Origin of the sequence: Achromobacter pulmonis, from assembly GCF_002885955.2 — a bacterium.
In the GTDB taxonomy this organism is placed as follows: domain Bacteria; phylum Pseudomonadota; class Gammaproteobacteria; order Burkholderiales; family Burkholderiaceae_B; genus Achromobacter; species Achromobacter pulmonis_A.
The window spans coordinates 373,264-399,741 of sequence record NZ_POQS01000006.1; the positions used below are offsets into that span (position 1 = coordinate 373,264).

A 26,478-nucleotide genomic window follows, 5' to 3' on the forward strand; every position below is an offset into this window, starting at 1 on the left:
GCAGGCGCCCGGGCAACCCTCCGCGGCGACAGCCCGCGGTCAATCGAACAATGACAACTGGCCTGCGGCCGCGGGCGATACGTGACGGGGCGAACCGCGACGGGGCGATACGTGGGAAACGGGGACCCCTGAAGACGCTTGCGCGCCAGCCGGGGATAGAGGGAAATCCGCGCCCGCCTGCGCGCCGGCCGGGCGCAGGAAGCGACTGCAATCCAGGGCCAGCCGGTGCCGGTTCAGGCCCAGCTTGCGCGTGGCGACGGCGAAACGCTGGCGCAGCAGGTCGGCCCAGACGCCGGTTCCGCGCATGCGCGAACCGAAATTGGGATCGTTGCGGCGGCCGTTGCGCAGGTCTTCGACGCGGTGCAGCACACGCTGGGCGCGGTCGGGAAAATGGACGTTGAGCCAGTCCTCGAACAGGGTCTTGACCTCCCACGGCAGGCGCAGGACGGTGTAGCTGGCGTAATGGGCGCCGGCCGCCTTGGACTCCTGGAGGATGTGCTCCATGGATTCGTCGTTGATGAACGGGATGACCGGCGCCACCAGCACCCCCACGGGCACGCCGGCGTCGGTCAGGCTGCGCACGGCCTCCAGGCGGCGCCAGGGCGCGGCGGCGCGGGGCTCCAGCGTGCGGGCCATGGCGGCGTCCAGCGTGGTGATGCTCATGTAGACCACCACCAGTTTTTGTTCGGCCAGGGCCGCCAGCAGGTCCAGGTCGCGGGCGACCAGGCCGTTCTTGGTGACGATGGTGAGTGGATGCCGGGTTTCCAGCATGAGTTCGAGCAGGCCGCGCGTCAGGCGCCACTCGCGCTCGATGGGCTGGTACGGATCGGTGGCCGACCCGATATTGATGGGCGACGGCTTGTAACCGGGGCGGCTGAGTTCGGCGCGCAGGGCCTGGACCGCATTGGCCTTGGCCACCAGCCGGGTTTCGAAATCCAGCCCGGGCGAATAGCCCAGGTAGGAATGCGTGGGCCGGGCGTAGCAATACACGCAGCCGTGCTCGCAGCCGCGGTAGGGGTTGATCGCGGCGTCGAAGGGAATGTCGGGCGAATCGTTGCACGACAGCATCTTGCGGGCCTGTTCCGCCGTGACCGTGGTCTTGGGCGCGGCCGGCGCATGGCGCGTGTCGGGCAGGATGGGAATGAACCGGGAAGGTGCTTCCGTGGAGGCTGCGTCGGAATAATTATCGGGGACAGTGTCTACGAAATCGGCCGGCAATCCGGAGGCGGACCAGCCGTCGTCGACCTGCACGCGGTCATCGCGCTGAAAGCGATGCCGAACATTAGTAACCGCACCCCGACCGCGCAAGGCGGCGGGGGCGGCAGCCGGGGACCCAGAACCGGCGGGAAAAGAATGATCGGTGAGTGCCATGAAAACTACTGTACAAAAACACAGTGGTTTTGACAAGCACCAAAAGCCTTTTCGTAAGACAACCCCACTTTACCGCAAGACGCCCGCGCCGGGAGGACAAATCGATTTCATCAGGCGATATCGCCCGCAAACCCGTGCCAATGCTAGGTTTAGCGCAAAAACAACAGCGCGGATCGGGACCGTGGGGCCGCCGCCGGGCGGCCGCGCCCGCCGCTTAACGCAGCATGCCGGCGGCGGCGGTCTGGTGCGTGGCTTCGTCGATCAGGATGAACGCCCCGGTCGCCGGCACGTCGGCATAACGGTCGACCGCCAGCGCGTCGCGCGTGGTGAAGCTGACCCTGCCGATATCGTTCATGCGCAGCGTGCCTTCGGTGTTCTCCACTTCCTGCAGCTCATGGATATCGCGATGCGACAGCACCGCGCGGATCTTCGCCGACGTCAGCCGCGTGCCCGACTTCAGCAGATACTTGCGCGCCGGGTTCAAGGCCTGCGCGTCGAGCCAGCACAGCTCGGCCTCGAACTCGCGCGCAACCGTGGCGGGCGCCGCGGCGTGCACGATGACGTCGCCGCGCGACACGTCCACGTCACGGTCCAGCACCAGCGTGATCGAATCGCCGGCCACCGCCTCGTCAAGCAGGCGGTCGAAGGCGCGCAGCTCGCGCACCCTGGCGGTCACGCCCGAAGGCTGCACCGCGATCTCGTCTCCCGGGCGCAGCACGCCGCTGGCCACGCGGCCGGCGTAGCCGCGGAAGTCTTCCTTGCGGTCGCCGTCATGGCGCGCGACCCATTGCACCGGCAGGCGCAGCGGCGCGGCGCGCCCGTCGGCCGCCAGGTCCAGCGATTCCAGCAGCGCCAGCAGGGGCTGCCCTTCGTACCATGGCGTGTTGGCAGACAGCGTGACCACGTTGTCGCCGTTGAGCGCCGACAGCGGCAGCGCGTCGAAATGCGCGATGCCCAGCTTGGCGGCCAGCGCCGCATAGGCATCGCGGATGCGTTCGAACACGGCGCGATCCCAGTCCACCAGGTCCATCTTGTTGACCGCCACCACGATGTGACGGATGCCCAGCAGGCGCGCGATGGTGCTGTGGCGCTTGGTCTGCGGCAGCAGGTAGCCGTCGGCCGCGCGGGTGGCGTCGATCAGGATCACGGCCACGTCCGCCGTCGACGCCCCGGTCACCATGTTGCGCGTGTACTGCTCGTGGCCCGGCGCGTCGGCGATGATGAATTTGCGGGTCGGCGTGGAGAAATAGCGGTAGGCCACGTCGATGGTGATGCCCTGCTCGCGCTCGGCCTCCAGGCCGTCGGTCAGCAGCGAGAAGTCGATGCCGTCGCCCGCCACGCGCTTGTGCTTGGCGCGCGAGATCGCGTCGAGCTGGTCGGCGAACACGCCCTTGCTGTCGTACAGCAGGCGGCCGATCAGGGTGGACTTGCCGTCGTCCACCGACCCGGCGGTGATCAGGCGCAGCACGCCCGCGTCGGCGCCAAAAAGAAAGGATTCGTTCAGTGCGTTCATGTGCGTCCTTTGCGATCAGAAATAGCCTTCCTTCTTGCGGCGCTCCATCGAGGCCTCGGAAGTCTGGTCGTCCATGCGGGTGGCGCCGCGCTCGGTGATGTCGGTCACCGCGGTCTCGGCGATGATGGCCAGCGGGTCGGCGGCCTCGGAAGCCACCGGGCAGGTGCAGGAGATATCGCCCACGGTGCGAAAGCGCACCGGCAGGCGCTCGACCTGCTCGCCTTCCTGCGGCGGCGTCAGCCGCGTGACCGGCACCAAGAGGCCCTTGCGGCGCACCACTTCGCGCTCGTGGCTGTAGTAGATGGAAGGCAGCGCCAGCCGTTCGCGCTGGATGTACTGCCAGACGTCCAGCTCGGTCCAGTTCGAGATCGGGAACACGCGCATGTTCTCGCCGCGGTGCACGCGGGTGTTGAACAGGTTCCACAGCTCGGGACGCTGGGCCTTGGGGTCCCATTGGCCGAATTCGTCGCGGAACGAAAAAATGCGTTCCTTGGCGCGCGCCTTCTCCTCGTCGCGCCGCGCCCCGCCGATGCAGGCGTCGAAGCCGAATTCCTCGATCGCCTCCAGCAGCGTCACGGCCTGCGCCGCGTTGCGCGAATCGGTCTCGCGGCGCAGGACCACGCTGCCGCGCGCGATCGAGTCCTCCACGCTGCGCACGATCAGGGTCTCGCCCAGCTCGGCCGCGCGCGCGTCGCGGAAAGCGATCACCTCGTCGAAGTTGTGTCCGGTGTCGATATGCATCAGGGGAAACGGAAAGCGGCCGGGCCGGAAGGCCTTTTCCGCCAGGCGCAGCAGCACCACGGAATCCTTGCCGCCCGAAAACAGCAGCACCGGCTTTTCGCTTTCCGCGGCGACCTCGCGCAGGATGAATATCGCTTCCGATTCCAGCCAATCCAGGTGGCTGCGTTGGATGACGGCAGACATGACTACTCCACTAAAACAGATTTCGAATTCAGGGGCGGCGTCATTCGGCGCGCGCCACGACGGAGATGACCCGGTTGCCCGCATGCAGGCCGCATTCCTTGGAGTCCGATGACTCCCACCACCAGCGTCCGGCGCGCAGGTCCTCGCCCGGCCGCACGGCGCGCGTACAGGGCTCGCAGCCGATGGACGGGTAGCCCTGGTCGTGCAGCGGGTTATAGGGAATGCCGAAAGCGCGGATGAGGGACCAGACCTCCTCCTCGCTCCACTCGGCCAGCGGGTTGAACTTGTAGAGGCCGAAGGTCTCGTCGCGCTCTTCCAGCGGCAGTTCGCCGCGGGTGGTGGACTGCGCGCGCCGCTGCCCCGTGATCCAGGCGCCGCGCCCGGCCAGCGCGCGCTTGAGCGGTTCGACCTTGCGGATGCCGCAACAGGCTTTGCGCAGTTCCACGCTCTCGTAGAACGCATAGGCGCCGTGCTCGGCCACGTGCCGCGCCACGGCCTCGGCGTCGGGACGGTACACGGTCACCTCGCGTCCGTAGCGCTCGCGCACCGCGTCCAGCACGCCCAGCGTTTCGGCATGCAGCCGGCCCGTGTCCAGCGTAAAGACTTCCAGGTCCGAGCCGGCGGCGTACAGCGCGTGCGTCAGCACCATGTCCTCGGCGGCCAGCGACGAGGCCAGCGCCGCATCGGGGTAGCGGCGCCGGATGTCGGCCAGGGTCAGGTTCAGTTCGCGCCAGCGCGCGGCCAGCCCGTCTTCCAGTTGGGGAAAAAATTCAGTCGTCATGCCGGCACCGCAAAAATGCGCGCCCGCCGCGGACGCGCCAGAAGGATTTCGCCGTCGCGCAGGCCCAGCTCGCGGTATCGCGACTCGGGCACCTCGGCCTCGATCAGCGCCGCCGAGTCCTCGCGCGCCAGTTCCAGGTAGGCGCTGGGCCCGGCCAGATAGGCGTGCGACAGGCGCACCGCGATGCCCTCGGCGCCGGCGCGGTAGCGTTCGATGTCGAATTCGTGCGGCCGCACGTAGGCGGTGGCGCGCTGGCTCTCGGCCTGGGCCAGTTCGGGCGCGGGCAGCGACAGGCCAGCGCCGCTCCAGACCCCGCGCGTGGCCACGCCCTGCAGCGAATTCACGTCTCCCAGAAAGCCATACACGAACGGCGTGGCCGGCGCTTCCCAGACCTCGCGCGGCGTGCCCACCTGTTCGATGCGGCCGGCGTTCATCAGCACCACGCGGTCGGACACCTCCAGCGCTTCTTCCTGGTCATGGGTCACGAACACGCTGGCCACGTGCAGCTCGTCGTGCAGCCGCCGCAGCCAGCGCCGCAGTTCCTTGCGCACCTTGGCGTCCAGCGCGCCGAAAGGTTCGTCCAGCAGCAGCACCCTGGGCTCCACGGCCAGCGCGCGGGCCAGCGCGATGCGCTGGCGCTGGCCGCCGGACAGCTGCGCCGGATAGCGGTCGGCCAGCCAGTCCAGCTGCACCAGGCCCAGCAGGTCGTGCACCTTGCGCCGGATCTGGTCCTCGGGCGGACGCTGCGACCGGTGCTTGACGCGCAGCCCGAAAGCCACGTTCTCGAACACCGTCATGTGCTTGAAGAGCGCGTAGTGCTGGAACACGAAACCGACCTGGCGGCGGCGCACGTCCACCGCCGTGGCATCCTCGCCCGCGAACAGCACGCTGCCGGCGTCGGCCGACTCCAGCCCCGCGATGATGCGCAGCAGCGTCGTCTTGCCGCAGCCCGAAGGCCCCAGCAGCGCCACCAGCTCGCCCGTCTCGATGTGCAGCGATACGTCGTTCAAGGCGCGGAATTCGCCGAAGCGCTTGGACAGGTTGCGGACTTCGATACTCATTCTGGTCTCCGTGTGGGCCGCCAGTCTCAGGCGGCGGCCGGCTGGATGGGGGCCGTCTGGCCGGGATGCTCGGCCGGCTGGCCGGCGGGCTGCAGCAGGCGCGCATTGCGCCACTCGACCAGGTTCTTGGCCACCAGCGTCACCAGCGCCAGCAAGGCCAGCAGCGAGGCCACCGCGAACGCCGCCGCGTACTGGTATTCGTTGTACAGAATCTCGACGTGCAGGGTCATGGTGTTGGTCAGCCCCCGGATCTGCCCGGACACCACCGAGACCGCGCCGAACTCGCCCATGGCGCGCGCGTTGCACAGGATGGCGCCATACAGCAGGCCCCATTTGATGTTCGGCAGCGTCACGCGCCAGAAGATCTGCCAGCCGCTGGCGCCCAGCGTCAGCGCGGCCTGTTCCTCCTCGCTGCCCTGCGCCTGCATCAGCGGTATCAGCTCGCGCGCGACGAACGGAAAGGTCACGAACAGCGAGGCCAGGACGATGCCGGGCACGGCGTAGACGATCTTGATGTCATGCGCCTGCAGCCAGCCGCCGAACCAGCCCTGCGAGCCGAACAGCAGCACGAACACCAGGCCGGCCACCACCGGCGACACCGAAAACGGCAGATCGATCAGGGTGATCAGGAACTGCTTGCCCCGGAACTGGAACTTGGTGACCGCCCACGCCGCCGCGACCCCGAACACCAGGTTCAGCGGCAGCGCGATCGCCGCCACCAGCAGCGTCAGGCGGATCGCGGCCAGCGCGTCCGGCTCGACGATGGCGGCCAGGTACAGCTCCCAGCCCTTCTTGAAGGCCTCGGCGAACACCGCCGCCAAGGGCACGATCAGGAACAGCGCCAGGAACGCCAGCGCGACGGTCAGCAGCAGGCCGCGCGCCCAGCGCGGCTCGGTCAGGTGGGCGGGACGGTCCGATGCGCTCATGCCAGCCTCCCCAGATTGCGGCGCGACTGCCAGCCTTGCAGCAGGTTGATCACCAGCAGCAGCGCGAACGACAGCAGCAGCATCACGGTCGCGATGGCGGCCGCGCCTGCGTAGTCGAACTCCTCCAGCTTGGCGATGATGAGCAGCGGCGTGATCTCCGACACCATGGGCATGTTGCCGGCGATGAACACCACCGATCCGTACTCCCCGATGGCGCGCGCGAAGGCCAGCGCGAAACCCGTCATCAGGGCGGGCAGCAGGATCGGAAACAACACCCGGCGGATGGTCTGCCAGCGGCTCGCGCCCAGGCTGGCGGCGGCTTCCTCGATCTCGCGCTCCACGTCCTCCAGCACCGGCTGCACCGTGCGCACCACGAACGGCACGCCGATGAAAATCAGCGCCACCACGATGCCCAGCGGCGTGAACGCCACTTTCCAGCCGAACCATTCGGCCAGCGGCGCGCCCAGCCAGCCCTTCTCGGAATACAGCGCGGTCAGCGCGATGCCGGCCACCGCCGTGGGCAGCGCGAACGGCAGGTCCACCAGCGCGTCCAGGATCTTCTTGCCCGGAAAACGGTAGCGCACCAGCACCCAGGCCACGATGGTGCCGAACACCAGGTTCACCAGCGCCGCGACCAGCGAAGCCCCGAACGTCAGCTGGTACGAGGCCACCACCCGCGGCGCGGCCACCGTGTCCCAGAACCCCTGCCAGCCCAGCGCCGCGCTGCGGATGGGCAGCGCCGCCAGCGGGATGAGCACCAGCACGCTGAGGTACAGCACGGCATAGCCCATCGAGATGCCGAAGCCGGGCAGCACGCCCGGGCTGCGCCGGCGCGCGGCGAACAAGGCCGGCGCAGCGCTGGCCGTATGAGTGGCGGCAGAAGTCATGGCCATGGTCCGGTCGATGCGCCTATTTCTTCTGCGGCAGGTAAATCTGGTCGAACGTGCCGCCGTCGCTGAAGTGGTCCTTCTGCGCCTTGCGCCAGCCGCCGAAGATCTTGTCGTCGATGTTCACGAGCTTGACCTTGGGAAACTTGTCCGCGTATTTCGCCGCCACGGCCGGATCGATGGGCCGGTAGTAATTCTTCGCGATGATTTCCTGGGCCGCCGGCGTATAGAGGAACTCCAGATAGGCCTGGGCCGCCTTGCGCGTGCCCTTCCTGTCCACCACCTTGTCGACCACGGCGACCGGCGGCTCGGCCAGGATCGACAGGGACGGCACCACGATGTCGAACTTGTCCGGCCCCAGCTCCTCGAGCGCCAGAAAAGCCTCGTTCTCCCACGCCAGCAGCACGTCGCCCACGCCGCGCTCCACGAAGGTGGTGGTGGCGCCGCGCGCGCCGGTATCGAGCACCGGCACGTGCCGCAGCAGATCGCCGACGAAAGCCCGGGCGCGCTCCTCGCTGCCGCCGTTCTTTTCCAGCGCATAGGCCCAGGCCGCCAGATAATTCCAGCGCGCCCCGCCCGAGGTCTTGGGATTGGGCGTAATCACCTGCACCCCGTCCTTGACCAGGTCGTCCCAGTCCTTGATCTGCTTGGGATTGCCCTTGCGCACCAGGAACACGATGGTCGAGGTATAGGGGGAACTGTTCTGCGGCAGGCGCGCCTGCCAGTCGGCGGGCAGCAGCCCGCGGTCCGCGATGGCGTCGATGTCATAGGCCAGGGCCAGCGTCACCACGTCGGCCTCCAGCCCGTCGATGACCGAGCGCGCCTGGCGGCCCGAGCCGCCGTGCGACTGGCGTATGGTCAGCTCGACGCCGGCCTGTTCCTTGTACCGATCGGCGAACGCGGTATCGATGGCGCGATACAGCTCGCGGGTCGGGTCATACGAGACATTGAGCAGCGTCTGCTTCTGCTGCGCCTGGACGGGCGCGATGGCGGCGAACGACAACGTAACGGCGGCCACGGCGGCCAGCCAACCGGCTTTCCTGAAAGACATCCCTGCTCCCTGTGTCTAGCAACGTGGAAGCAAGTTTGCGGGCTAGCCGATCTGAACGGAACGAATCATTATTTGGTTGCTCATCGCTTTGAGGCATATAGGATGGGCCGGCGAGACGGACTGGCCGGCGACGCACCCGCCACGCCGGCTACACCTTTCCCTTGCAACGTTCCAGGGCCAGACGAAGCGCTGCGCCGACCGCATCGGGATAACTGTTATAGGCAAGCGTGACGTGGTGTTCCTTCGTTATCCCCTTGCTGGTCCACGCTCCCCTTTTGTCGCGGTGGCTGGGATATATGGTCAGGACGCCCTCCACGACGTCCACGAAGCAGAATTTCATCCGATCAAAGAGATCCGACTTTCTTTTATAGGAAAACCTTGCCATCGTCGCGGCCACCCACTCGTTGTATTTTTCCGTGGCACGGCCTTTGACATCGAAAAACCCTGGCTCGTCCTCCGGGTCGATCATTCGGCTTGCAGCCAGGGCCTGCAGCAGGCTCGCTCCCAATTCATTATCGGGGGATACGCGCGACAGAAAGAAACTCCTTCCCTTGGGATCGGGAAGCGCAATGACATGTCCCGATAGGGTCTGCACGAAAATGAAATCCCTATTCGCCTTGACCTCCGCCCACAGCTTTTGAATGGTCCCGTTCATTTCAAGAATTGATTCAAGAAGGGTTAGGCATCGATATGAATGCCTTCAGAATAGCCCTACCCTCTTGGCGAATCGTCGGGAATAAGACCGAATTTCTGAACGAGATCTCTGCTTGGGATCGAATTACCGTCGTTTGCTTGCGGGAATTTCTGAGTGATGTGCGGACCGATCATGAGCGTTGGCAACCCGCCTTTGCATCCGCTAAGCCATCCGTCTCGCACCGCCTTTTTGGCTTATCCGCTTGACTGCCACAGTCTCACGCAGGAGTTAGATTGAATTCTGGCTATTTTTCGATGACTTCACGTTTTTTTTGAACGATCAGGATCGCTCGATCGATCATGTCTACAGTGATGTAGGGCACGGATCCGAGTCTGTCGCCCTTTTCAAAACTGTTCTTGTAGCTGTTCAGGCGTTCGACATCACCGGCGATCGCCAAGGCCGCGAGATGACGAAGGGGCATCTCACCTTTAGCGTCAGTCGGCAAATTTCTATAGGCCGACAATCCAGCACCTAGGCCCTGGGATTGAGCCCAGGATATGGCTCCGTCGGAAAGTCGCTGCACGTCCTCTGCAGAAATTCTCGTAAGCCAAAAACCTTCGGCAACAACCACCCGTTAATTTGATTTATCGGCGGCTATGCTCGAAATTTCTCATTGACCATAAAGTTTTCTTCTCCGGCCTGTTCAACTTTCTGGTTTCTTGGAGTCTAGGTGCTCGAAAAAATTGAGCACATGTTCAGTCAATCCAGCCATATCCCGATATGCAATAGCTCCAAACTCTGGTTCATACCTCGTCATGTACTTTCTTGGAGAAATCTCTAGATCCTGCGCCTTCTGCTCAACCTCCAAAAGGCGACGGGGCATTATTACCCAGTTCGAACGCCTCCCGGACCCACGATCGAAGTCCTGCAGAACCCAACTCACTATCCCTCTATAACTTAAAATAGCCCGCCGGAGCAGGGATATGACTTCTGGCTTATCCTGTTCGAACCGAAACAATATTTCCGGAGGGCATTCAATTTGACTTCCAATCTCCCACCCCACGGCTGACCGAATAACATACTCACTCGCCGTCGATTTTCGCCATTCAGTTGGACCCAGCAATTCTATAAAATCCACAAGCTGACGGCATTCATCTTTTGGAATTGGAAGTATCATTTCACAACTCGCAGCTCGAAACTCAAGGCGGGATGAAGTAGTTTTTCGACTACTTTGCGTATTTTTGAGCGATCAGGATCGCTCGATCGATGATGTCTACAGTGATGTAGGGCACGAATCCGAGTCTGCCGCCCTTTTCAAAACTGTTCTTGTAGCTGTTCAGGCGTTCGACGTCAGCGGCGATCGTCCCTACTTTTGTTATCCCTTTGCTGATCCACGAATCCCTTATGCCACGATGGCTGGGTTATATGACCATAACGCCACCCACGACATCCATAAAGCAGATTTCATTCTCTCAATGAGCTCCGACTTACTTTTTTAGGTTGCGTACTCATTATATTTTTCCTCGGCACGGCCTTTGACATTAAGGAACGCTGGCGCGGTCGCCGGACCGATCATTCGACTTGCAGCTAGGGCCTCCTGCCGGCTCATCCCCAATTCATTATCAGTATCGCTCATGCATCAGAAACAATCTTTTCTCGTAGCGGTTCATCTTCGGTCAGGAAAAATCCGGCTCGGAACAACTTCTTAAGTTCGGCACGTCGCCTTGAAAATTGCCAAAAATCGGCAACTACGTCATTAATACTATCCGTAACTCTGACTAGGTATCCGTTGCCGACATTTTCAATAGCAAATCCCGCCTCAACAATGCGTCGGACATTCACCTCCTGAGCGAATTCATCACCATAAACCATTGCCCAGCCGATATTCGGCACCTCAGGTTTCAAGAGCGCGTTAAACGAGCCAATCTGGAAACTATCGTATTTTGCCGACGGAGCCAGCTCAGGTCCTGCGAAAGCATGAAGCATTCCCAGTTGAGGCGGAAAAATTTCGCACCAGGTTTTGAAAATTCTATGCCAATTCACTTTGTCACTAAACGCAGCATAGAAAGAAATGGACCCTGGTACCACTTGATCTCGGATGTTTTTGAACGTATGGCTCACATCGCCTTTTGACACAATTGATCGCCTTCTTTTCCATGCAAAATCCTGGAAAAAGTCTGACGAAAATCCATCATCAGTGCGCAGTAGAATTTTCGAAGCCCAAACTTCTTTGCAAAGCGCTTTCCCCACGAACGGATCTCTAAACCTGTCTACGTTATGCGAAATCAATTCCGGAATCAGCAGACCGTCCTCCAAACCCAATGAATCAATGAACTTTTCGCCGACAGCCCAGTCGATTGTTTCTATTTTCGTTCTAAGGAACCTCTGAACAAGTCCAACGAACCTGTCAGAATATAAGTTATTGAAAACAGTCCGATCCGAGTGAACCCGATGAGCCAGTTGAGTTTTTCCGAAGCCGAGTACGTTGGCAAACGCAAGAAAACGCGCCGTGAGAAGTTTCTGGCCAAGATGGAGCGTGCGGTGCCGTGGAAGCTCTTTGCCGATCTGGTCGATCCGCATTACCCCAAACCGGGCATCGGTCGTCCACCGTATCCGCTGGAAACGATGCTGCGCATCTACTTCATGCAACTGTGGTTTTCGCTGTCGGACCCGGCCATGGAAGAGACGCTGTACGACAGCTTTTCGATGCGCCAGTTTGCCAAACTGCCTGGAGGTCGTGTGCCGGACGAGACCACCATTTTGAACTTCCGTCATCTGCTCGAGCAGCACAACATTGCCGACCAAGCGCTTGAGGCGGTCAACCTGCTGTTGCAGGATCAAGGCATTCAGGTGCGCAAAGGCACCATTGTGGACGCCACAATTATCGATGCACCCAGCTCGACCAAGAACGCCAGCGGCACGCGGGACCCCGAGATGCATCAGACCAAAAAGGGAAACCAGTGGCACTTTGGGATGAAGGCCCACATTGGGGTTGATCTTCACAGCGGGCTGGTCCACACGGTGGTGGGCACCGCTGCCAATGAGCATGATGTTACTCAGGCGGCTGCGTTGCTGCATGGTGAAGAAACGTTGGCTTTTGGCGATGCCGGTTATCAAGGCGTAGACAAACGACCCGAGCACCAAGGGCGTGACGTAACCTGGCACATTGCCATGCGCCCCGGCAAACGGCGCGCCTTGGGTAACAGCGCAATTGATCGTTTGACGCAAAACATTGAGCGGGCCAAATCCAGTCTTCGAGCCAAGGTTGAGCATCCGTTTCGTGTCATCAAATGCCAATTCGGGTTTCGTAAAGTCAGATTCCGTGGACTGGCCAAGAACACTGCGCATTTGAAAATGTTGTTTACGCTGTCCAATATCTGGATGGCACGCCGCCCGTTGACGGCGGTGGCAGGGTAAGTGCGCCCAAAAAGCGCCAACAGGCCCGAAAACGGGCCTGATCGGGGTGCAAACAACCCGAAAGTGGCGATGATTTGAGCAGTTTTTAACCATTTTTGAATACTTTGGTCATGAGGTCGATTTTTGGATGTTTGAAATCGAGTTCTTCAGACCTTCCCTAATAGAAATTTTTATGTAAGGTTTCATAGCTTTTAGAATTTCGTTATTTCCCCTAAAGCGGGATCGTACCTAAAAACATCGCCACCCGTCTCTCTTATTTTTTCAATCAGATTTCGCGAGACACTATTCGTCCTGGGACTCACAACAAGATTTAAAGGCTGACCGTTATCAAGGGCCAACTTAATCTGAGCCCGCAGTTGATTGGAAATTGAAAGATCTACGACATTCTTAACCTCCAATACCCCTCCAACCGCTTTCCCCCACAAATCGGGAATGGTTGTCACGATTGCACCATTCGCAAGCGGAACCGTTATCGCCTGGGTATTCTTCGTCGCACCGACATGAGCCAACGCCTCGACAACTTGACGCTCAAAAGCAAGACCATTCAGACGATTGAGAGTGACTTGCGGTAAATCACGCGCTGCCTTTGCGCTGGAACTGCCCGCTTTGCCAACCTTACCAACATCGATTGCCTGATCCGCCGCTGCGAAGAGCTGCGGCGCTTTCGCGCCCTTTTTCAGCACACCGCCGACGACCGGCACGATTCCCATTGCCGCGAAGTACCGATTGGCTTCGTCACCCGTGGCGGTCTCGCCCGTCACCAGTTCATACAGCGCACTGATGTTGGAAACCCCTGGAGCAAGGTCCAACACGCCTTGCGCCAGCATGTCGGCCATCTCTCGGGTCATCGGCGGGTAATGGCGCAACGTCAGCGTGACGTCATATGCCGCCGCCATTCGGTCGGCTCGCTGAAAGCCTGACTCGTAGCAGGCGTTGTCGCTGCCGCAGCGCTGCTCCAACTGCTGATACAACTGCGCCTTCATGCGCGCGACCTTGTCGCGATTTTGGTAAAGCGCGTTGTTTTCGCTTTCTATGCGCGAAGCCACGGAAGCCGAGCTTGCCGCCCGAGGATCGATCTGTGCGGCGATGCCGGCAATGATGCTGTTCGCCAGATTGAGGCGCGCATCCTTTTCCCCCGCGCTCAGCTTCTTGGTTTCGGCGTCGGTGGTGCCTTCGAGCAGCTGGTTCAGCACCACACCGGAGAGCGCGCCCGCACCGCCTCCCGCGCATGAGCCCTGTTGCGCGGCCGCACCCGCGCAGCCCAGTACGGCATGCAAGGCGGCATGGCCGGCCGATCCCTCGCCGCCAAGGTGGCGACTGAGTTCCTTGATCTTGGCCGCGCTCAGGCTTTGCAGGTAATTGACGGCCGCTGCCCGAACGAACTCGCTTGCGCCGCCTGTTACGTTGCCGCTGGCGGCGCCCAGAATCGCGGTGCTCAGCTGACGATACGTACCGTTGACGCCCCACTGCGTCTCCAAGTCGGCATAGGCTTTGGCCGCCTGGATGCGTTCGGCCGGTGATAGCGACGTATCTTGCGAACGCCGCTCCAGCGCGTCTATCTCGGCCGCCCGATTCGCCAGCAACTGCCCCACCTGCCGGCTGGCTTCCGAGGCGATCTCGAAGCCCGCCTCGATCTTTTCCTTGTCGAAGATCGGCTGCAGCGCGTTGTGCGCGCCGGCCGTGTCGCGGTTCAGCGACGCGATCGTCTGCGACGGCGTCATGCCGGTCAGGTCCTGCTGCGCGGCCGCGTCGCGGATGACGATGCGGCCGGCGCCGATCGCGCTTTGCGTGGTCGAGCTGGCGCTGCCTTGGGCACCCAGCGCCACCGGCGCATTGATGCCGGCCTTGCCGTCGCCCAGGGCGACGCCTCCTCCTAGCGCGACCTGGCTGGCGTTGTAGTCGGCGCGGTTCTCCAGGTCCTGCGCGACCAGCGTGCCGGTGTTCAGCTGGTTCAGCGCGTCGGCCACGGCCTGGTCGCCGCTGGCGATGACGCTGCCGATCAGCGTGGCGCCGCGCTTGACCACGATCTGGAAGCCGCCGTCGCCGGCCCGCAGCCCCGTCTGCTCGGAGACGGCCTGGAAGTCGCTTTGCATCCGGCCCGCGCCGGCGTTGGCGCTGATGCTGCTGACGCAGGTTCCGGTCAGGCAGATCGAGGCGCCGATGCCCGCGCTCCGGTTCTGCGCCTGGTACTGGCTGCTGTCCTGCGGGCTTTGCAGCAGCAGCTCGTCGCCGGCCGAGACGACGATGCGTTGCGCGGCGCCGGATGCGCCGTGCAGCGTGGTGTCGCCGCCGGATTGCAGCGCCAGCGTGTCGCCGGCGGTGACGCGGCTGGGGGTGGCGCGCTGGCCGCGTCCATCGGCGCGGCCCCGGCTCGCGGAAGCGCCCAGCTCCAGCGTGACGCCGCTGTTGACGGCGCCCAGGCCCAGCCCCAGACCGATGCTGGCGCTGCTGCTGCGGCTGTCGGTCTTCTGTTCGACGGTGTTGCTCGCGGCCTGCAGCAGGACGTCGCCTTCGGCCTGGAGCATGGCGTTGCCGCCGGCCGACAGGGTCGAGCCGGTGACCGTGATGTCGGCGTCACGGCCCGCGCCTTGCGCGATGACGCGCACGTCCCGGTCGGCCTCGATGCGCGAGCCGGCCGCGCGGGTCGTGGTGCGGTCGGTGGTGCTGCGGCTTTGGCTCGTGCCCAGGCTCAGCTGGATGCTCACGCCGCCGGCCTGCTGCAGCGCGCTGGCGTCGGGCGCGCCGCGCGCCTGTTGCAGGGCGTCGTAGGCATTGACGGCGGCCAGGCCCGTGGTGGCGCCGGCCAGGCCCTGCATCACCGGGTTGTCGACCTTGCCGGCGGCCTCCGTCATGCGCCGGCCGGTCTGCACCGCGCCGATCACGGGGTTGCTGGCCGTGATGGACAGGCCCGACTGCTTGATCTCATGGACCTCGCGTTCGCGGGACGTGTCCAGCGCGGCGCCGATATTTACCTGTTTGCCGCTCAGGCTGACGCTGCCCTGGGGCGCCAGCACCTTGCTGGCGACGATGTCGAGCCGGTCGCCGGCGGCGATCCGGGTGTCGCCTTCGACGCTGCCCACGGTGCTGGCGGCCGACAAGGCCGTCTTGCTGTCGATGGCGTCGGTCTGCCTGCGCGTGCCGATGCTCAGGCCGCCCAGCGCGCCGAAGCCGGACTTCTTGACCATCCTGTAGTCGTAGTCGTCCTGGGTGTTGCGGGCCGCGGCGATGTCGACGTCGCGCCCGCCGAACAGGAGCAGGTCCTGCTGCGCGCCGGCGTTGGCGCCGGCGAGCTTCAGGTCGCGGCCGGCCAGCAGCGAGGCGGTTTCGCCCGTGAAGGTCGTGCCCTGGGCGCGGGTCCAGTCGGTCGACTGGATGGTGTGCGTGGTCTTGGACGAGAAGAAGCCGCTGGTCTTGTAGTAGCTTTCGTCGCGCGCGGAGCCCGCCTGTTCGCCCGCGCGCAGGTTGATGTCGCGCTGCGCGCCCACGCCCAGATGCTTGCCGGCGGTGACGTCGGCGGCGCGGGCGTCGATGTCGCGACCGGCGACCGCCGTCAGGTTGCCGCCGGCAGCCAGTGTCGTGCCGACCTCCTTGCGGGTGTCGAGGTCGTGGCGGTTGCGCCTGTCGGCGACGATGCGTTCGCCGTGGCGCTCGGTGAGCGTGTCGAACCGGATGTCGCGCCCGGCCTCCAGGCGCGCGTCGTCCTGCACGCGCACCTGCGCGGCGGTCAGGCTCAGGTCGCGCCCGGCCTGCATGGCCAGGCGGTCGGCGTCCACCCGCGCCACGCCGCTGACATGCGTGCCCCAGATGTTGCCGTGCTGCTCGGATTCTGCCGTCGAAGTCAGGGCGAGGTCGCGCCCGGCGCGAAGCGTCGCCGTGCCGGCCTGGATGCGCGCGGCCACGTTGCTCAGGTCCGTGCGCGCGTCGAGGTCGACGCGGCGGCCCTGTATCGTGCCGCCGGCCTGGTTGACGATGCGGCCGGCGCCGATGACGGTGGCCTCGCGCGCGGCGAGCGTGCCGCTGTTGGCGACCTCGCCGTCCGCGGCGATACGGACCGTACGGCCCGCCATGAGCGTGCCGTCGCCCTTGAGGTCGCCCTCGCGCACCAGCAGGTAGACCTTTGGCGCCAGCACCGTGCGGGTGGTGCCGTCGGGCAGTGTCACGGTCTGTTCGACCAGCCAGACCAGGTCGGTCGTCAACTGGCGCTGCTGCGCCTCGGTCAGCGCGACGCCGAGCCTGAGTCCGTGTTCGCGCCCGAACCGGGCGCCGGCGGCAAGCAGGGCCTTGTACTGCGCGTCCTGGCTGCCGTAGTTCTCCAGGAAGCGCTGGCCGGTGGTGGCCAGGATCTGGTCGGACACGGCCTGCTGTTCATGCAGGCCGTCGCCCAGGCGCCGCGGCTGGCCCGAGGGCGTGAGGAAGCGCGCGTCCGGCCCCGCTGCGCCGGCCCCGCGCAGCAGCTCCAGCAGATAGTCGCTGGACACGGCCGGGTCCCGGCCCGCGAATCGCTTGTCGGTGGCCACGGGGTAAGGCGCGTCGGGGCGGCCGTCCACGGTGAACAGCTGGCTGTCGGGGATGCCGGCCGAGCCCGAGACGCTGCGCACCTCGCTGCCGCCGGGCAGGCCCACGCCGACCACCTCGACCGGCGCGGGCGCACGGCCGCGCAGATCGACCTGGGCGTGGCCGCCGACCGTGCCCACCGGCACCTCCGCGGAATCGCTGGCCAGGGTGGCGACATAGGGGACCGTGGTTTCCCGGCGGTGGCTCCGGCGCGCCTGGGTATAGGTGGCGGTGCCCTCGCGGGTGACGACCCGCTGGCCGCTGGCGCCGATGTTGCGGACCGCCGGTCCTTCCACCGCCAGATCGCCGCCGGCGGCGATCCGGCTTTTATCGTTGATGACCTCGCCGTTCAGCCGCATCGCGCCGCCGGCCAGTATCCGGGCCGGATCGGACGAGGTGGTGCGCGTTTCGGTGACGGTCTCGGTGACCCGGTAGTAGGTGAAGTGAGGAACCAGCCGCCGGGCGTAGTCGCGGTTGAAGGCCCAGATGTGCTTGTCCAGCTCCAGGTGCCGGGTCTTGTATTCGATGTAGGCGGCCTCGTACCCGGGTTCGTACCATTTGGGCAGCGGGTCGGGCGGCGTCACCCCGAATATGCCCCAGATGCGGTCGTCCCTGGCATAACGGTACTGTTTGGGGCGCGGCCAGCAACTCGCCTCGTCTTCATCGGGGCAACCTTCGTCGCCCGTGATTTGGGACAGCCAGATCGGCACGTTCCGACGTGACTTGTCCTTCATCCCCTCCTCGTGGAAAAAGGGCGGGCCGTAGCGGTCGGCGGGATACCGCTCGGACGGCAGCAGGAACTGGCGTCCGGGATCGTCGTTGAGCCAGACCGGGTCTCTGCCGCACATGGGTGTGACGTCGTCGCACAGCCAGTGGTCCTGCGCGTCGTACATGTCGGTCGTGCCGGCCGGCGAGTAATACACCTTGGGCGTAGACGACACGGTCACCGTCTCGCTGGCGTAGCGGTCGTTGCGGTTGCGCAGCAGCACGGACGAGATATCGGCGTCGCGCGCCGCCTCGATGGTGGCCGAGGCGTTCAGCAGCGATTGCGCCTGGCCCGTGGCGCGGCCCTTGGCGTCGCGCGCGCCGCCGATGCGCAGGTCCCTGGCCGCGTAGATCAGCGCGTGCTCGCGATTGGTCAGCTCGGTGACGCCCAGGTCCAGGTCGGTGCGCGAGGCGATGACGGCCGTGGCGTCGTTGAGCAGGCTCTTCGCGCCGATCGACACGGCGTCGCCGTAGATGCGGCCGCGGTTGATGAGCCCTGGCGCCGTGATGTCCGTTACGGCGCCGTCGATCAGGCCGTCGTTGGCCAGCGCGCCGGAAACGTCGAGGCTGTTGTTGCGGCCGGCCAGCAGTTCGCCGTCGGCCCGGTTGTCGAGCTTGCGGACCCGCAGCTTCAGGTCCTGGGCGGCGTGGATGAGGCCGCCCCGGTTGTCGACCACGTCGGCCTGGATCTCGACCGCCTTGCCCTGCAGACCGCGCGCCGGCGCGTCGGTGGCAGGCGGTGCGGCGCGATTGATCAGCTTGGCCGCCGACACGGCCAGCTTGCCGCCGGCCTCGATCAGGCCGCCGGCGTTGTCCAGTTCGTCGTCCACTTCAACGCTGGCGTCGCCGGTGGCGCTGAGTTCGCCCGCCAGCTTCAGCGCCTTGGCAGCCACCTTCACGTCCTTGCCGGCCAGCGTGACGCCGGCATGCGCGATGGTCTGCGCCGATAGCGTCACGCTGCCCGGCCGGCTCAGCTTGCCCTTGGCGTCCACGCCGGCGACCAGGCGGCCGGCGTTGTCCAGTGCCTGCCCTGCACGGGCGTCGAGATCGCCGCCGGCCATCGCCGTGCCGGTATTGGTCAGCGTGGCGCCGGCGTTCAGGACCGCGCGGCCGTTGGAAGCGAGCAGGCCGTTGTTGACGAGCGCCTTGCCCGCATCCAGCCCTAGCGATTCGCCCGCCAGCATGCGCCCTTGGCCGCCGACCGTGATGCCGCGGGCCGTCAGCATCAAGGCCGCATCGCTGGCCGCCGTACCGTCCACGCGCGCATTGCGCGCCGCGGCCAGCATCAGCGCCTTGATCGAGGTCACCGTGCCGGCAACGGCCAGGTCGCGGCCGGCGACTAGATCCATCGTGTCCGCGGCCTGCACCTGCGCGTCCTGCCTGACGCGCAGATCCCGCCCGCTGGAGGCGGCCAGCTTGCCGGGGCCGCGCTTGCCGAGCGCGGCGACGGTGCCGCCCAGCCGCAGGTCGCGGCCGGCCGCCAGCGTCATGGCGGCGCCCGCGGCCAGCGTGCCGCCGGTTTCGATGTCATTGCCGGCGCGCGCGACGAGCGCGCCATCGGCCCAGACGTGGCTGCGTTCGCCCAGCTTCAGGTCCTGGCCGGCCGCGAGGTTCAGCGTTCCCTGCGCCGAGCCGATCAGGCCCTGCACGCGCAGCGCGCCGCCCGCATTGACGTCGGCGCCACCATTGGCGCGCAGCTGACCGGCGACGGTCACGTCGCCATCGGCGCGCAGGCGGGCCGTGTCCATCGCGTCGAGCGCGCCCGCCGCGCCGATGCGCGCGTCGCCTCCCGCGGAGATGTCGAGCCTGCCGGCCGCGCCGATGCTGCCGTCGGCGCTCAGGCCGCGGCCGGCGGTGGCCTGGACGCCGCGCCCCCAGACCCGGCTGCCTTCAGCCAGCCACAGGTCGCCGCCGCTGGCCAGGCGCAAGGCGCCGCCGTCGGCCAGCGCGCTGCCGTCCAGACGGAGGTCGCCCGCGACCTGGATGTCCAGGTCCGCATCGCTCCAGGCCTCGCCCGATACCGAGGCCTTGCCGCCTGCACGCAGCGTCGCCGACGCCTTGGCCTGCGCGCGGCCTTCGACCGACAGGTCGCCCGCGGCCGTCACACGCAGCTCGCGCGCGGACTGCAGCGTGCCGCCGGATGCGATCGTTACGTCGCCGGCCGCGTTCAGTTCCAGCGGGCCCGTGAGCGCCACCAGATTGCCGCCCACGTTCACGCCCACGCCGGCCTCGGTGCCGATCAGCCGGATGCTGTTGGCGTACATGCCGCCCAGCGCCGCCGTGTCCACCGCCAGGGCCGGCGCGGGGCCCTCGCCCGGACGCGCCGTGACCGCGCCCGTGCCGTAGTCCACGCGCGCCGCGCCCGCCGTGACGTTCAGCTGCCCGGCCCAGATGCCGGCGCGGACCTCCAGCGACCGCGCCATCAGGTCGAGCTGTTTCAGGTTGGACCCGAGCAGGCCCTCGCCTTCGACGCGCAGCGTGCCGGACGCCACGTCCAGGCCGATGCCGCCGTCCGGGCCGACCGTCGGCCTGCCGGTGGCCAGCGTGGCGCGCCCGGCGTTCAGAAAGCCGCAGCCCTTGCAGGTGATGCCGGCCGGGTTGGCGACAATGACATTGGCGCGCCGGCCGGCGACTTCCAGCGTGCCCAGCAGTTGCGAGGGATTGGGCGCGGTGACCTGGTTCAGGATGGTGGCCGCGTGGCGGTTGCCCAGCATGGGGTTGCCGCCGATCTGCCCGGCCAATTGCGTGCTGCTGGCGCCGCCGCTGTTGTTCAGCACGGCGCCGGAGGCGCCGACGTTGAACTGCGTGTAGCGGTTGTCCGATACGCCGCCTGCGGACGGCGGCGCGATCTGCACCACCGGTACGCCCCGGCTGACGCCGATCACGGGGCGCGGACCCGGCGCGCCGCGGTCCACGGCGATGGGCAGGGCCTGCGCCAGCACGGGCGTCCAGACCTGCGTGTAGAGGATCAGCCAGACGATGGCGCGACGGAGCTTGGACATGTTGCGGCGACTCCCGATGATCGATGCAACCCCACGGCCGGCGCGGCCTCGCCCTGTGCTAGAACTCCAGCATCAGCGAGGCCGCCAGCACGGTGCGGCGCGTCTTGAGGTTTGCGGGCTTCTTCAGCGGCCAGCCCGCCGACAGGTCGTAGCTGGCTTTCAGGTAAGGCATGGCGAAGCGTCCGCGCAGGCCGGCGACGGCGCCTACCAGGGTGCGGCCGGACAGGGACGCGGCGGACGGGCCGCCCACGCGGCCGGCGTCCAGGCCGGCGTACAGCTGCGGCCAGGCGCCGCCGGGCTGCAGCGAAAGGTCATTGCGCAGGCTCCAGCCATCTTCGGCGGCCAGCGTCGACTCGCCGTCGAAGCCGCGCACGGCATAGCGGTTGCCGATGGTGAAATAGTCGGCGGGGACCAGCGCCGTCCTGGCATGCTGGATCTGCCAGTTGAGCTGGTAGACCCACTGCCGGCCCGCCGCGTCGAACGGCAGATACAGGCCGGCGCTGGCGCTGAGAACGGCGCTGCGGCCGGTCCAGGCGGGATCGCCGTAGACCTGGCCGGGCTGCCTGGAAAATCGGGGCAGCGTGCCGCGCACGCCGGCGCCCACGTCGAGCACGGCGCGGCCCAGGTACTGGCGGTGTCCGTAGCTGAACTCGTAGCCCGTGACGTCGCGGCGTTGCACCGCGATGTCGACGTCGTTGACGCGGCTGCCGACCCGTTTGCGCAGCAGCTTCAGCGCCGCGGTGCCCTTGTAGCGGCTGCTGCGATAGGCAACCACCGACACGCCGAAGTCCAGCCGTTGGGTGCTGCCGCCGTAGACGATGGGTGCGTCGAAACCCGCCACGGTCTGGCGATAGCGCGAGCGGCTGGCCGCGATGGAGAAGGCCCAGTAGCCGAAAGGCACGCTGTAGTCGATGGAGGCCGCGCGCGTCAGCGCGTCGTCGCGGCGCAGGCCTGCGTTGCCGTTCCATGAGACGGACAGGCGGTCGTACAGGAACAGCGGCGAATCCAGCGTCAGGCCGGCGTTGATCTGGTTCTTGCCGGTGGATTCCATGCCGGCGTTGTCGCCGCCCAGGTAGGCGTGCCAGCGCTTGCCGCTGCCCGGTTTGATGAGGACGTCGGAATCGCCCGGCTCGGCGCCGGGCGCCACGTCGATGACGGCGTCGGCCTGGCCCTGCAGGCGCCGGATGTTCTCCAGCGCCTGGTCCAGGTCGCGCTGGTTGAACGACCCGCCGGGTCCGGTGGGCATGGCGGTGCGCCACCAGCCCACGGCGCCCTCGCTGCGGACCGCGGCGATGCGCCCGCGCAGGTAGCGCAGGGTCAGCGTGCCGCCAGCCAGCGATTGTTCGGGCAGCAGCACCCGGGCCGTGACCAGGCCTTGTTCGACGAGGCGCGCATGCAGGTGCTCTTGCAGCGCCTTCAGGCCCTGCCCGCCCACGCAGGCGCCGATGACGGCGGCGGCCAGCCGGCGCAGTTGCGACGGCGGCTCGGGGCCGTCCCAGGCGACCTGGCGCAACAGGAAGCAGGGAGTCTCGCGCGGCAATACCAGCGGCTGCGCGCGCCCTTCCCCGGGCGCCGAGAGCACGTCGGGACGCTGCTGCGCGCGGGCGCGCTGGACATCCAGCTCCTGTTGCTGGCGGCGCTGGATGTCGGTGGCGTCGATGCCGGCCCCGGCCAGGGCTTGCTGCGCGGCCGCGGAGGAAACGCACAGCGCCGTCAGTGCCGCCGACAGCGCCTTGCGCCAACCCTCGTGCCGGACGCGCGTCCGCTTCGGATTATTGGTGCGCACGGATGCCCTTGATTGAAAAGCGCTTCGATGAATCTCTGCGAAGAAACGCTAGTTCGTTTTGCTGGCACCGTCGTCTTTATTGCGTCCTATATGTCTGCGCGCATGCGGCGTGCATAGAAAAAAACGCCGCCTTCCACAAGGAGAAGGCGGCGGTTCGCGCCGGGCATGAAACCCGGAATTACTTGTCCGGCTGGGGCGTGATGCGCAGGTAGGGACGCACGGCCTTGTAGCCCTTGGGGAATTTCTGCTTGATCACGGCCTCGTCCTGCAGCGACGGCACGATGATCACGTCGTCGCCGTTTTCCCAGTTCACCGGCGTGGCCACGCTGTGGCTGTCGGTCAGCTGCAGCGAATCGATGACACGCAGGATCTCATTGAAGTTGCGGCCGGTGCTGGCCGGATACGTGATGATCAGGCGCACCTTCTTGTTGGGGTCGATGATGAACACCGAACGCACGGTCAGGGTGGCGTTGGCGTTCGGGTGGATCATGTCATAGAGCTCGGATACCTTGCGGTCCTTGTCCGACAGGATCGGGAAGTTGACCGTGGTGGACTGGGTATCGTTGATGTCTTCGATCCAGCGCGTGTGCGAGTCGGTGTCGTCCACCGACAGGGCCAGCACTTTGACGTTGCGCTTGGCGAATTCATCGGCCAGCTTGGCGGTGTAGCCCAGCTCGGTGGTGCAGACCGGCGTGAAGTCGGCCGGATGCGAAAACAGGACGCCCCAGCTGTTGCCCAGATACTCATGGAAGCGGATCGGGCCGACCGAGGATTCCTGTTCGAAATCGGGGGCGGTATCGCCCAGGCGTAATTGACTCATGATATCTCCTGTATGCGGATTCAGTGGGGGCTGGCCGCCCGCCGAAACGGGCGGCGCAGGCTGATCGTCTCCCGGAAGACGATTCTTCCATCAAACCCGCAGTCGGGGAAATACGCAAGACATATAACCTTATGCAATATTCAGGCTGGCGCCACAGGCGTCGGCCACGACCCCGGCGCGCACCGCCGCCGACAATGCCAGCGCGCGCGGCAGGATATGCGCGCCGTAGAACAGGCCGGTGGCGATTTTCGAGGCATGGAACGGGTCGGTGGAGCCGCCGGCCAGATGCCGGCGGCAGGCCAGCACGGCGCGCGCCATCTGCCATCCGCCGTGCGTGACGCCGGCCAGCATCAGGTAGGGCACGCTGCTGGAATAGGCCGCCCGCACATTGGCCGCGGACTGCTCCAGGATGTAGGCGACGCCGGCCTCGTACGCCTGGATCGCGGCGTCGAAGTTATCGCGCAGCAGGCCCAGGCCGGCGCGGTCCTGCGCCGCGGCCGACGCGGCCTCGGCGCTGAGCGCGCGCAACGTCTCGCGCATCGCCGCGATGGCGGCATGCGCGGCGGCGCCGCCGTCGCGCTGCGTCTTGCGTCCGACCAGGTCGTTGGCCTGGATCGCGGTCGTGCCCTCGTAGATCGGCAGGATGCGCGCGTCCCGGTAGAACTGCGCGGCCCCGGTCTCTTCGATGTAGCCCATGCCGCCATGCACCTGGATGCCCAGCGACGCGATCTCGACCGCGTTCTCGGTGGAGAAGCCCTTGACGATGGGAACCAGGTATTCGTAGAAGGCGCGGTTGCGCGCGCGCTGCTCCGGGTCGGGATGATGCGTGCCCTTGTCGTGCGCCGCCGCGGCCACGTAAGAGATGGCGCGGGCCGCCTCGGTCAGCGCCTTCATGGTCATCAGCATGCGCTGCACGTCGGGATGGCGCACGATGGCGACCGGACCGGGCGAGCCTTCGACGGCGCGGCCCTGCACGCGCTCGCGCGCATAGGCCAGGGCGTGCTGGTAGGCGCGCTCGGACACGCCGATGCCCTGCTGCCCCACCGAATAGCGGGCGGCATTCATCATGATGAACATGTATTCCAGGCCGCGGTTGGGCTCGCCGACCAGGTAGCCGATGGCGCCCTCGCCCACGTCGCCCTTGCCCGAGCCGTACAGCAGCACGGCGGTGGGGCTGCCGTGGATGCCGAGCTTGTGCTCCAGCGAGGCGCACCACACGTCGTTGCGCTTGCCGGGCGAGCCGTCGGGCTCGACCAGGAACTTGGGCACGATGAAGAGCGAAATGCCCTTCACCCCGGCCGGCGCGTCCGGCATGCGCGCCAGCACCAGGTGGATGATGTTCTCGGCCAGATCGTGCTCGCCGTAGGTGATGAAGATCTTCTGGCCGCTGAGCCGGTAGCTGCCGTCCTGCTGCGGCACCGCACGGGTGGCGACCTGGGCCAGGTCCGAGCCGGCCTGCGGCTCGGTCAGGTTCATGGTGCCGGTCCACTTGCCGCCGATCAGGTTGGGCACGTACTGCTGGCGCTGCGCCTCCGAACCCACGGTCAGCAGGGCTTCGATGACGCCGTCGGTCAGCATCGGACACAGCGAGAACGCCAGGCTGGCCGCCTGGATGTTCTCGCCCGGCGCCGCCGCCACCAGCTTGGGCAGCCCCTGCCCGCCCCAGGCCGCCGGATGCTGCAGACCCTGCCAGCCGCCGGCCGCGTAATCCTTGAAGCCCTGCGCATAGCCCGGCGTGGCGGCGACGTGGCCGTCCTGCCAGACCGGCGGGCGGGTGTCGCCCGGCACGTTCAGCGGCGCGATCGCCTGTTCCACGAAGCGGCCGTTCTCTTCGAGGATGGCGTCGACCAGATCGGGCGTGACCTCTTCGAAGCCGGGAAGTTTCAGGACCTCTTCAAGTCCGGCCAGTTCGCGCAGGGCGAAACGGAAGTCCTGCAATGGGGTTGCGTAGGGCATGGTGTCTCCATCAATTGGCGCTGTCCAAGCTTTGTTTGGCCAATCTTAAACCCTTGCTTCCCTCCTTGCGGGCGAAGGCGCCGAAGGCTTCCAGCGAGGCCGACGGCGTGACTTCCTCGTAGCCGGCCGCCATGCCCTGCTGCACCTCGGCCAGCGCCAGCACTTCGTTGCTGGCCTTGAACAGCGTTTCCAGGACTTGCGGCGGCGTGCCCTTGGGCGCGAACACGCCCCACCAGTTGGACAGCTCGTAACCGGGCACGGTCGCGGCGATCGGCGGATAGGGCAGCAGGCGCGAGGGCTGGCCCGACGTCACCGCCAGCGCCACCACCTTGCCGCTGTCGATCACGGCCTTGGCCGAGGGCGCCGTGGCGAAGGAGACGTCGGTGTCGCCCGCGGCCACCGACTGCGCCGCGGCCGCGCCGCCTTTGAACGGAATGTGCATCAGCTTCACGCCCGTCAGCGACATGAATTCGACCGCGGCCAGATGGGTGATGACGCCGTTGCCGGACGAGGCCACGTTGATGGTTCCCGGCTTGCTCTTGGCGCGGTCGATCAGGTCCTGCACGCTCTTGAAGCCCAGCTTGGCGTTGGCGATCAGCACCATGGGGCCGGTGGTCAGCTGCGCCACGGGCACGAAGTCGTCGGGCGTGTAATCCACCTTGTACAGCGCGCTGTCGCTGCCCATGACGCTGGAATTGCCCAGGTACAGGGTATAGCCGTCGGCGGCGGCGCGCGCGGCCAGGCTGGCGCCGATGGTCGAGCCGGCGCCCGGACGGTTTTCGATGACGACGGGCTGCTTGAGCTGGCGGGCCAGCGCGTTCGCGTAGACGCGCCCCACCTGGTCGGCCCCGCCGCCGGGCGGGAATCCGATCACCAGGGTCAGCGGCTTGGACGGATACGGCGCGGCGGCCTGCGCGGCCTGCGGCATGGCGGACAACGAAACAACGGCGGCAAGCAAGGCGCCGCAGGCGGTGATGGCGGGTTTCATCGAAGTCTCCTTTGTGGATGTCGGAGCCGCTTGTCTTGCGGC

The 26,478-nt window shown here is 66.1% G+C and carries 18 protein-coding genes; 1 reads left to right on the forward strand and 17 read right to left on the reverse strand.

Annotated elements, in window-relative coordinates; genetic code table 11:
- Positions 1 to 39 precede the first annotated feature (39 nt).
- The 12 genes from C1I89_RS23500 to C1I89_RS23555 form a co-directional block, all read right to left on the reverse strand.
- Positions 40 to 1,371 carry a PA0069 family radical SAM protein gene (locus C1I89_RS23500; RefSeq protein WP_258231512.1) on the reverse strand — a complete coding sequence of 444 codons (1,332 nt, stop codon included), beginning with the start codon at positions 1,369 to 1,371 and terminating at the stop codon, positions 40 to 42.
- Between the two features lie 214 nt (positions 1,372 to 1,585).
- On the reverse strand, positions 1,586 to 2,884 hold the full coding sequence (locus tag C1I89_RS23505) for a sulfate adenylyltransferase subunit 1 (protein ID WP_102774858.1): 1,299 nt from the start codon (positions 2,882 to 2,884) through the stop codon (positions 1,586 to 1,588).
- A gap of 15 nt (positions 2,885 to 2,899) precedes the next feature.
- Positions 2,900 to 3,808 (reverse strand): sulfate adenylyltransferase subunit CysD, encoded by a 909-nt coding sequence (gene cysD / locus C1I89_RS23510; RefSeq protein WP_102774859.1) that lies wholly within the window; start codon positions 3,806 to 3,808, stop codon positions 2,900 to 2,902.
- A 40-nt stretch (positions 3,809 to 3,848) separates the two neighbouring features.
- The gene (locus C1I89_RS23515) at positions 3,849 to 4,589 is read right to left on the reverse strand and encodes a phosphoadenylyl-sulfate reductase (RefSeq protein ID WP_102774860.1); all 741 of its coding nucleotides are present in this window, start codon (positions 4,587 to 4,589) and stop codon (positions 3,849 to 3,851) included.
- A complete protein-coding gene (locus C1I89_RS23520) occupies positions 4,586 to 5,650 on the reverse strand; it encodes a sulfate/molybdate ABC transporter ATP-binding protein (RefSeq protein ID WP_102774861.1) in 1,065 nt (354 codons plus the stop codon). Before C1I89_RS23520 ends, C1I89_RS23515 begins: the two co-directional genes overlap by 4 nt.
- A gap of 26 nt (positions 5,651 to 5,676) precedes the next feature.
- Entirely contained in the window at positions 5,677 to 6,576 is a 900-nt protein-coding gene (cysW, locus tag C1I89_RS23525) for a sulfate ABC transporter permease subunit CysW (RefSeq protein ID WP_102774862.1), read from the reverse strand.
- Positions 6,573 to 7,463, reverse strand: a complete 891-nt coding sequence (gene cysT / locus C1I89_RS23530; RefSeq protein WP_102774956.1) for a sulfate ABC transporter permease subunit CysT — start codon at positions 7,461 to 7,463, stop codon at positions 6,573 to 6,575. The genes cysW and cysT overlap by 4 nt, the downstream gene beginning before the upstream one ends.
- A 22-nt stretch (positions 7,464 to 7,485) precedes the next feature.
- Positions 7,486 to 8,514, reverse strand: a complete 1,029-nt coding sequence (locus tag C1I89_RS23535; protein WP_102774863.1) for a sulfate ABC transporter substrate-binding protein — start codon at positions 8,512 to 8,514, stop codon at positions 7,486 to 7,488.
- A 148-nt stretch (positions 8,515 to 8,662) separates the two neighbouring features.
- Positions 8,663 to 9,169: a contact-dependent growth inhibition system immunity protein gene (locus tag C1I89_RS23540; RefSeq protein WP_102774864.1), complete on the reverse strand. Its 507-nt coding sequence runs from the start codon at positions 9,167 to 9,169 to the stop codon at positions 8,663 to 8,665.
- 283 nt (positions 9,170 to 9,452) lie between these two features.
- Positions 9,453 to 9,779 carry a DUF6990 domain-containing protein gene (locus C1I89_RS23545; RefSeq protein ID WP_440130661.1) on the reverse strand — a complete coding sequence of 109 codons (327 nt, stop codon included), beginning with the start codon at positions 9,777 to 9,779 and terminating at the stop codon, positions 9,453 to 9,455.
- Positions 9,780 to 10,374: 595 nt separating this feature from the next.
- Positions 10,375 to 10,554, reverse strand: coding sequence for a DUF6990 domain-containing protein (locus C1I89_RS35960; protein ID WP_440130662.1), 180 nt, complete (start codon positions 10,552 to 10,554; stop codon positions 10,375 to 10,377).
- A gap of 226 nt (positions 10,555 to 10,780) precedes the next feature.
- Positions 10,781 to 11,398 (reverse strand): hypothetical protein, encoded by a 618-nt coding sequence (locus C1I89_RS23555; protein ID WP_219929602.1) that lies wholly within the window; start codon positions 11,396 to 11,398, stop codon positions 10,781 to 10,783.
- Between the two features lie 201 nt (positions 11,399 to 11,599).
- On the opposite strand from C1I89_RS23555, the gene C1I89_RS23560 reads away from it, so the two are divergent.
- Positions 11,600 to 12,565: an IS5 family transposase gene (locus tag C1I89_RS23560; protein ID WP_102770808.1), complete on the forward strand. Its 966-nt coding sequence runs from the start codon at positions 11,600 to 11,602 to the stop codon at positions 12,563 to 12,565.
- A gap of 191 nt (positions 12,566 to 12,756) precedes the next feature.
- Here C1I89_RS23560 and C1I89_RS23565 read toward each other — a convergent pair whose 3' ends face one another.
- The 5 genes from C1I89_RS23565 to C1I89_RS23585 form a co-directional block, all read right to left on the reverse strand.
- Entirely contained in the window at positions 12,757 to 20,886 is an 8,130-nt protein-coding gene (locus C1I89_RS23565) for a two-partner secretion domain-containing protein (protein WP_102774866.1), read from the reverse strand.
- Positions 20,887 to 20,944: 58 nt separating this feature from the next.
- The gene (locus C1I89_RS23570) at positions 20,945 to 22,672 is read right to left on the reverse strand and encodes a ShlB/FhaC/HecB family hemolysin secretion/activation protein (RefSeq protein ID WP_102774867.1); all 1,728 of its coding nucleotides are present in this window, start codon (positions 22,670 to 22,672) and stop codon (positions 20,945 to 20,947) included.
- Between the two features lie 178 nt (positions 22,673 to 22,850).
- On the reverse strand, positions 22,851 to 23,492 hold the full coding sequence (locus C1I89_RS23575; protein WP_102774868.1) for a peroxiredoxin: 642 nt from the start codon (positions 23,490 to 23,492) through the stop codon (positions 22,851 to 22,853).
- Positions 23,493 to 23,621: 129 nt separating this feature from the next.
- Positions 23,622 to 25,448, reverse strand: coding sequence for an acyl-CoA dehydrogenase (locus C1I89_RS23580; RefSeq protein ID WP_102774869.1), 1,827 nt, complete (start codon positions 25,446 to 25,448; stop codon positions 23,622 to 23,624).
- A gap of 10 nt (positions 25,449 to 25,458) precedes the next feature.
- Positions 25,459 to 26,436 carry a tripartite tricarboxylate transporter substrate-binding protein gene (locus tag C1I89_RS23585; RefSeq protein WP_102774870.1) on the reverse strand — a complete coding sequence of 326 codons (978 nt, stop codon included), beginning with the start codon at positions 26,434 to 26,436 and terminating at the stop codon, positions 25,459 to 25,461.
- Positions 26,437 to 26,478: the final 42 nt, after the last annotated feature.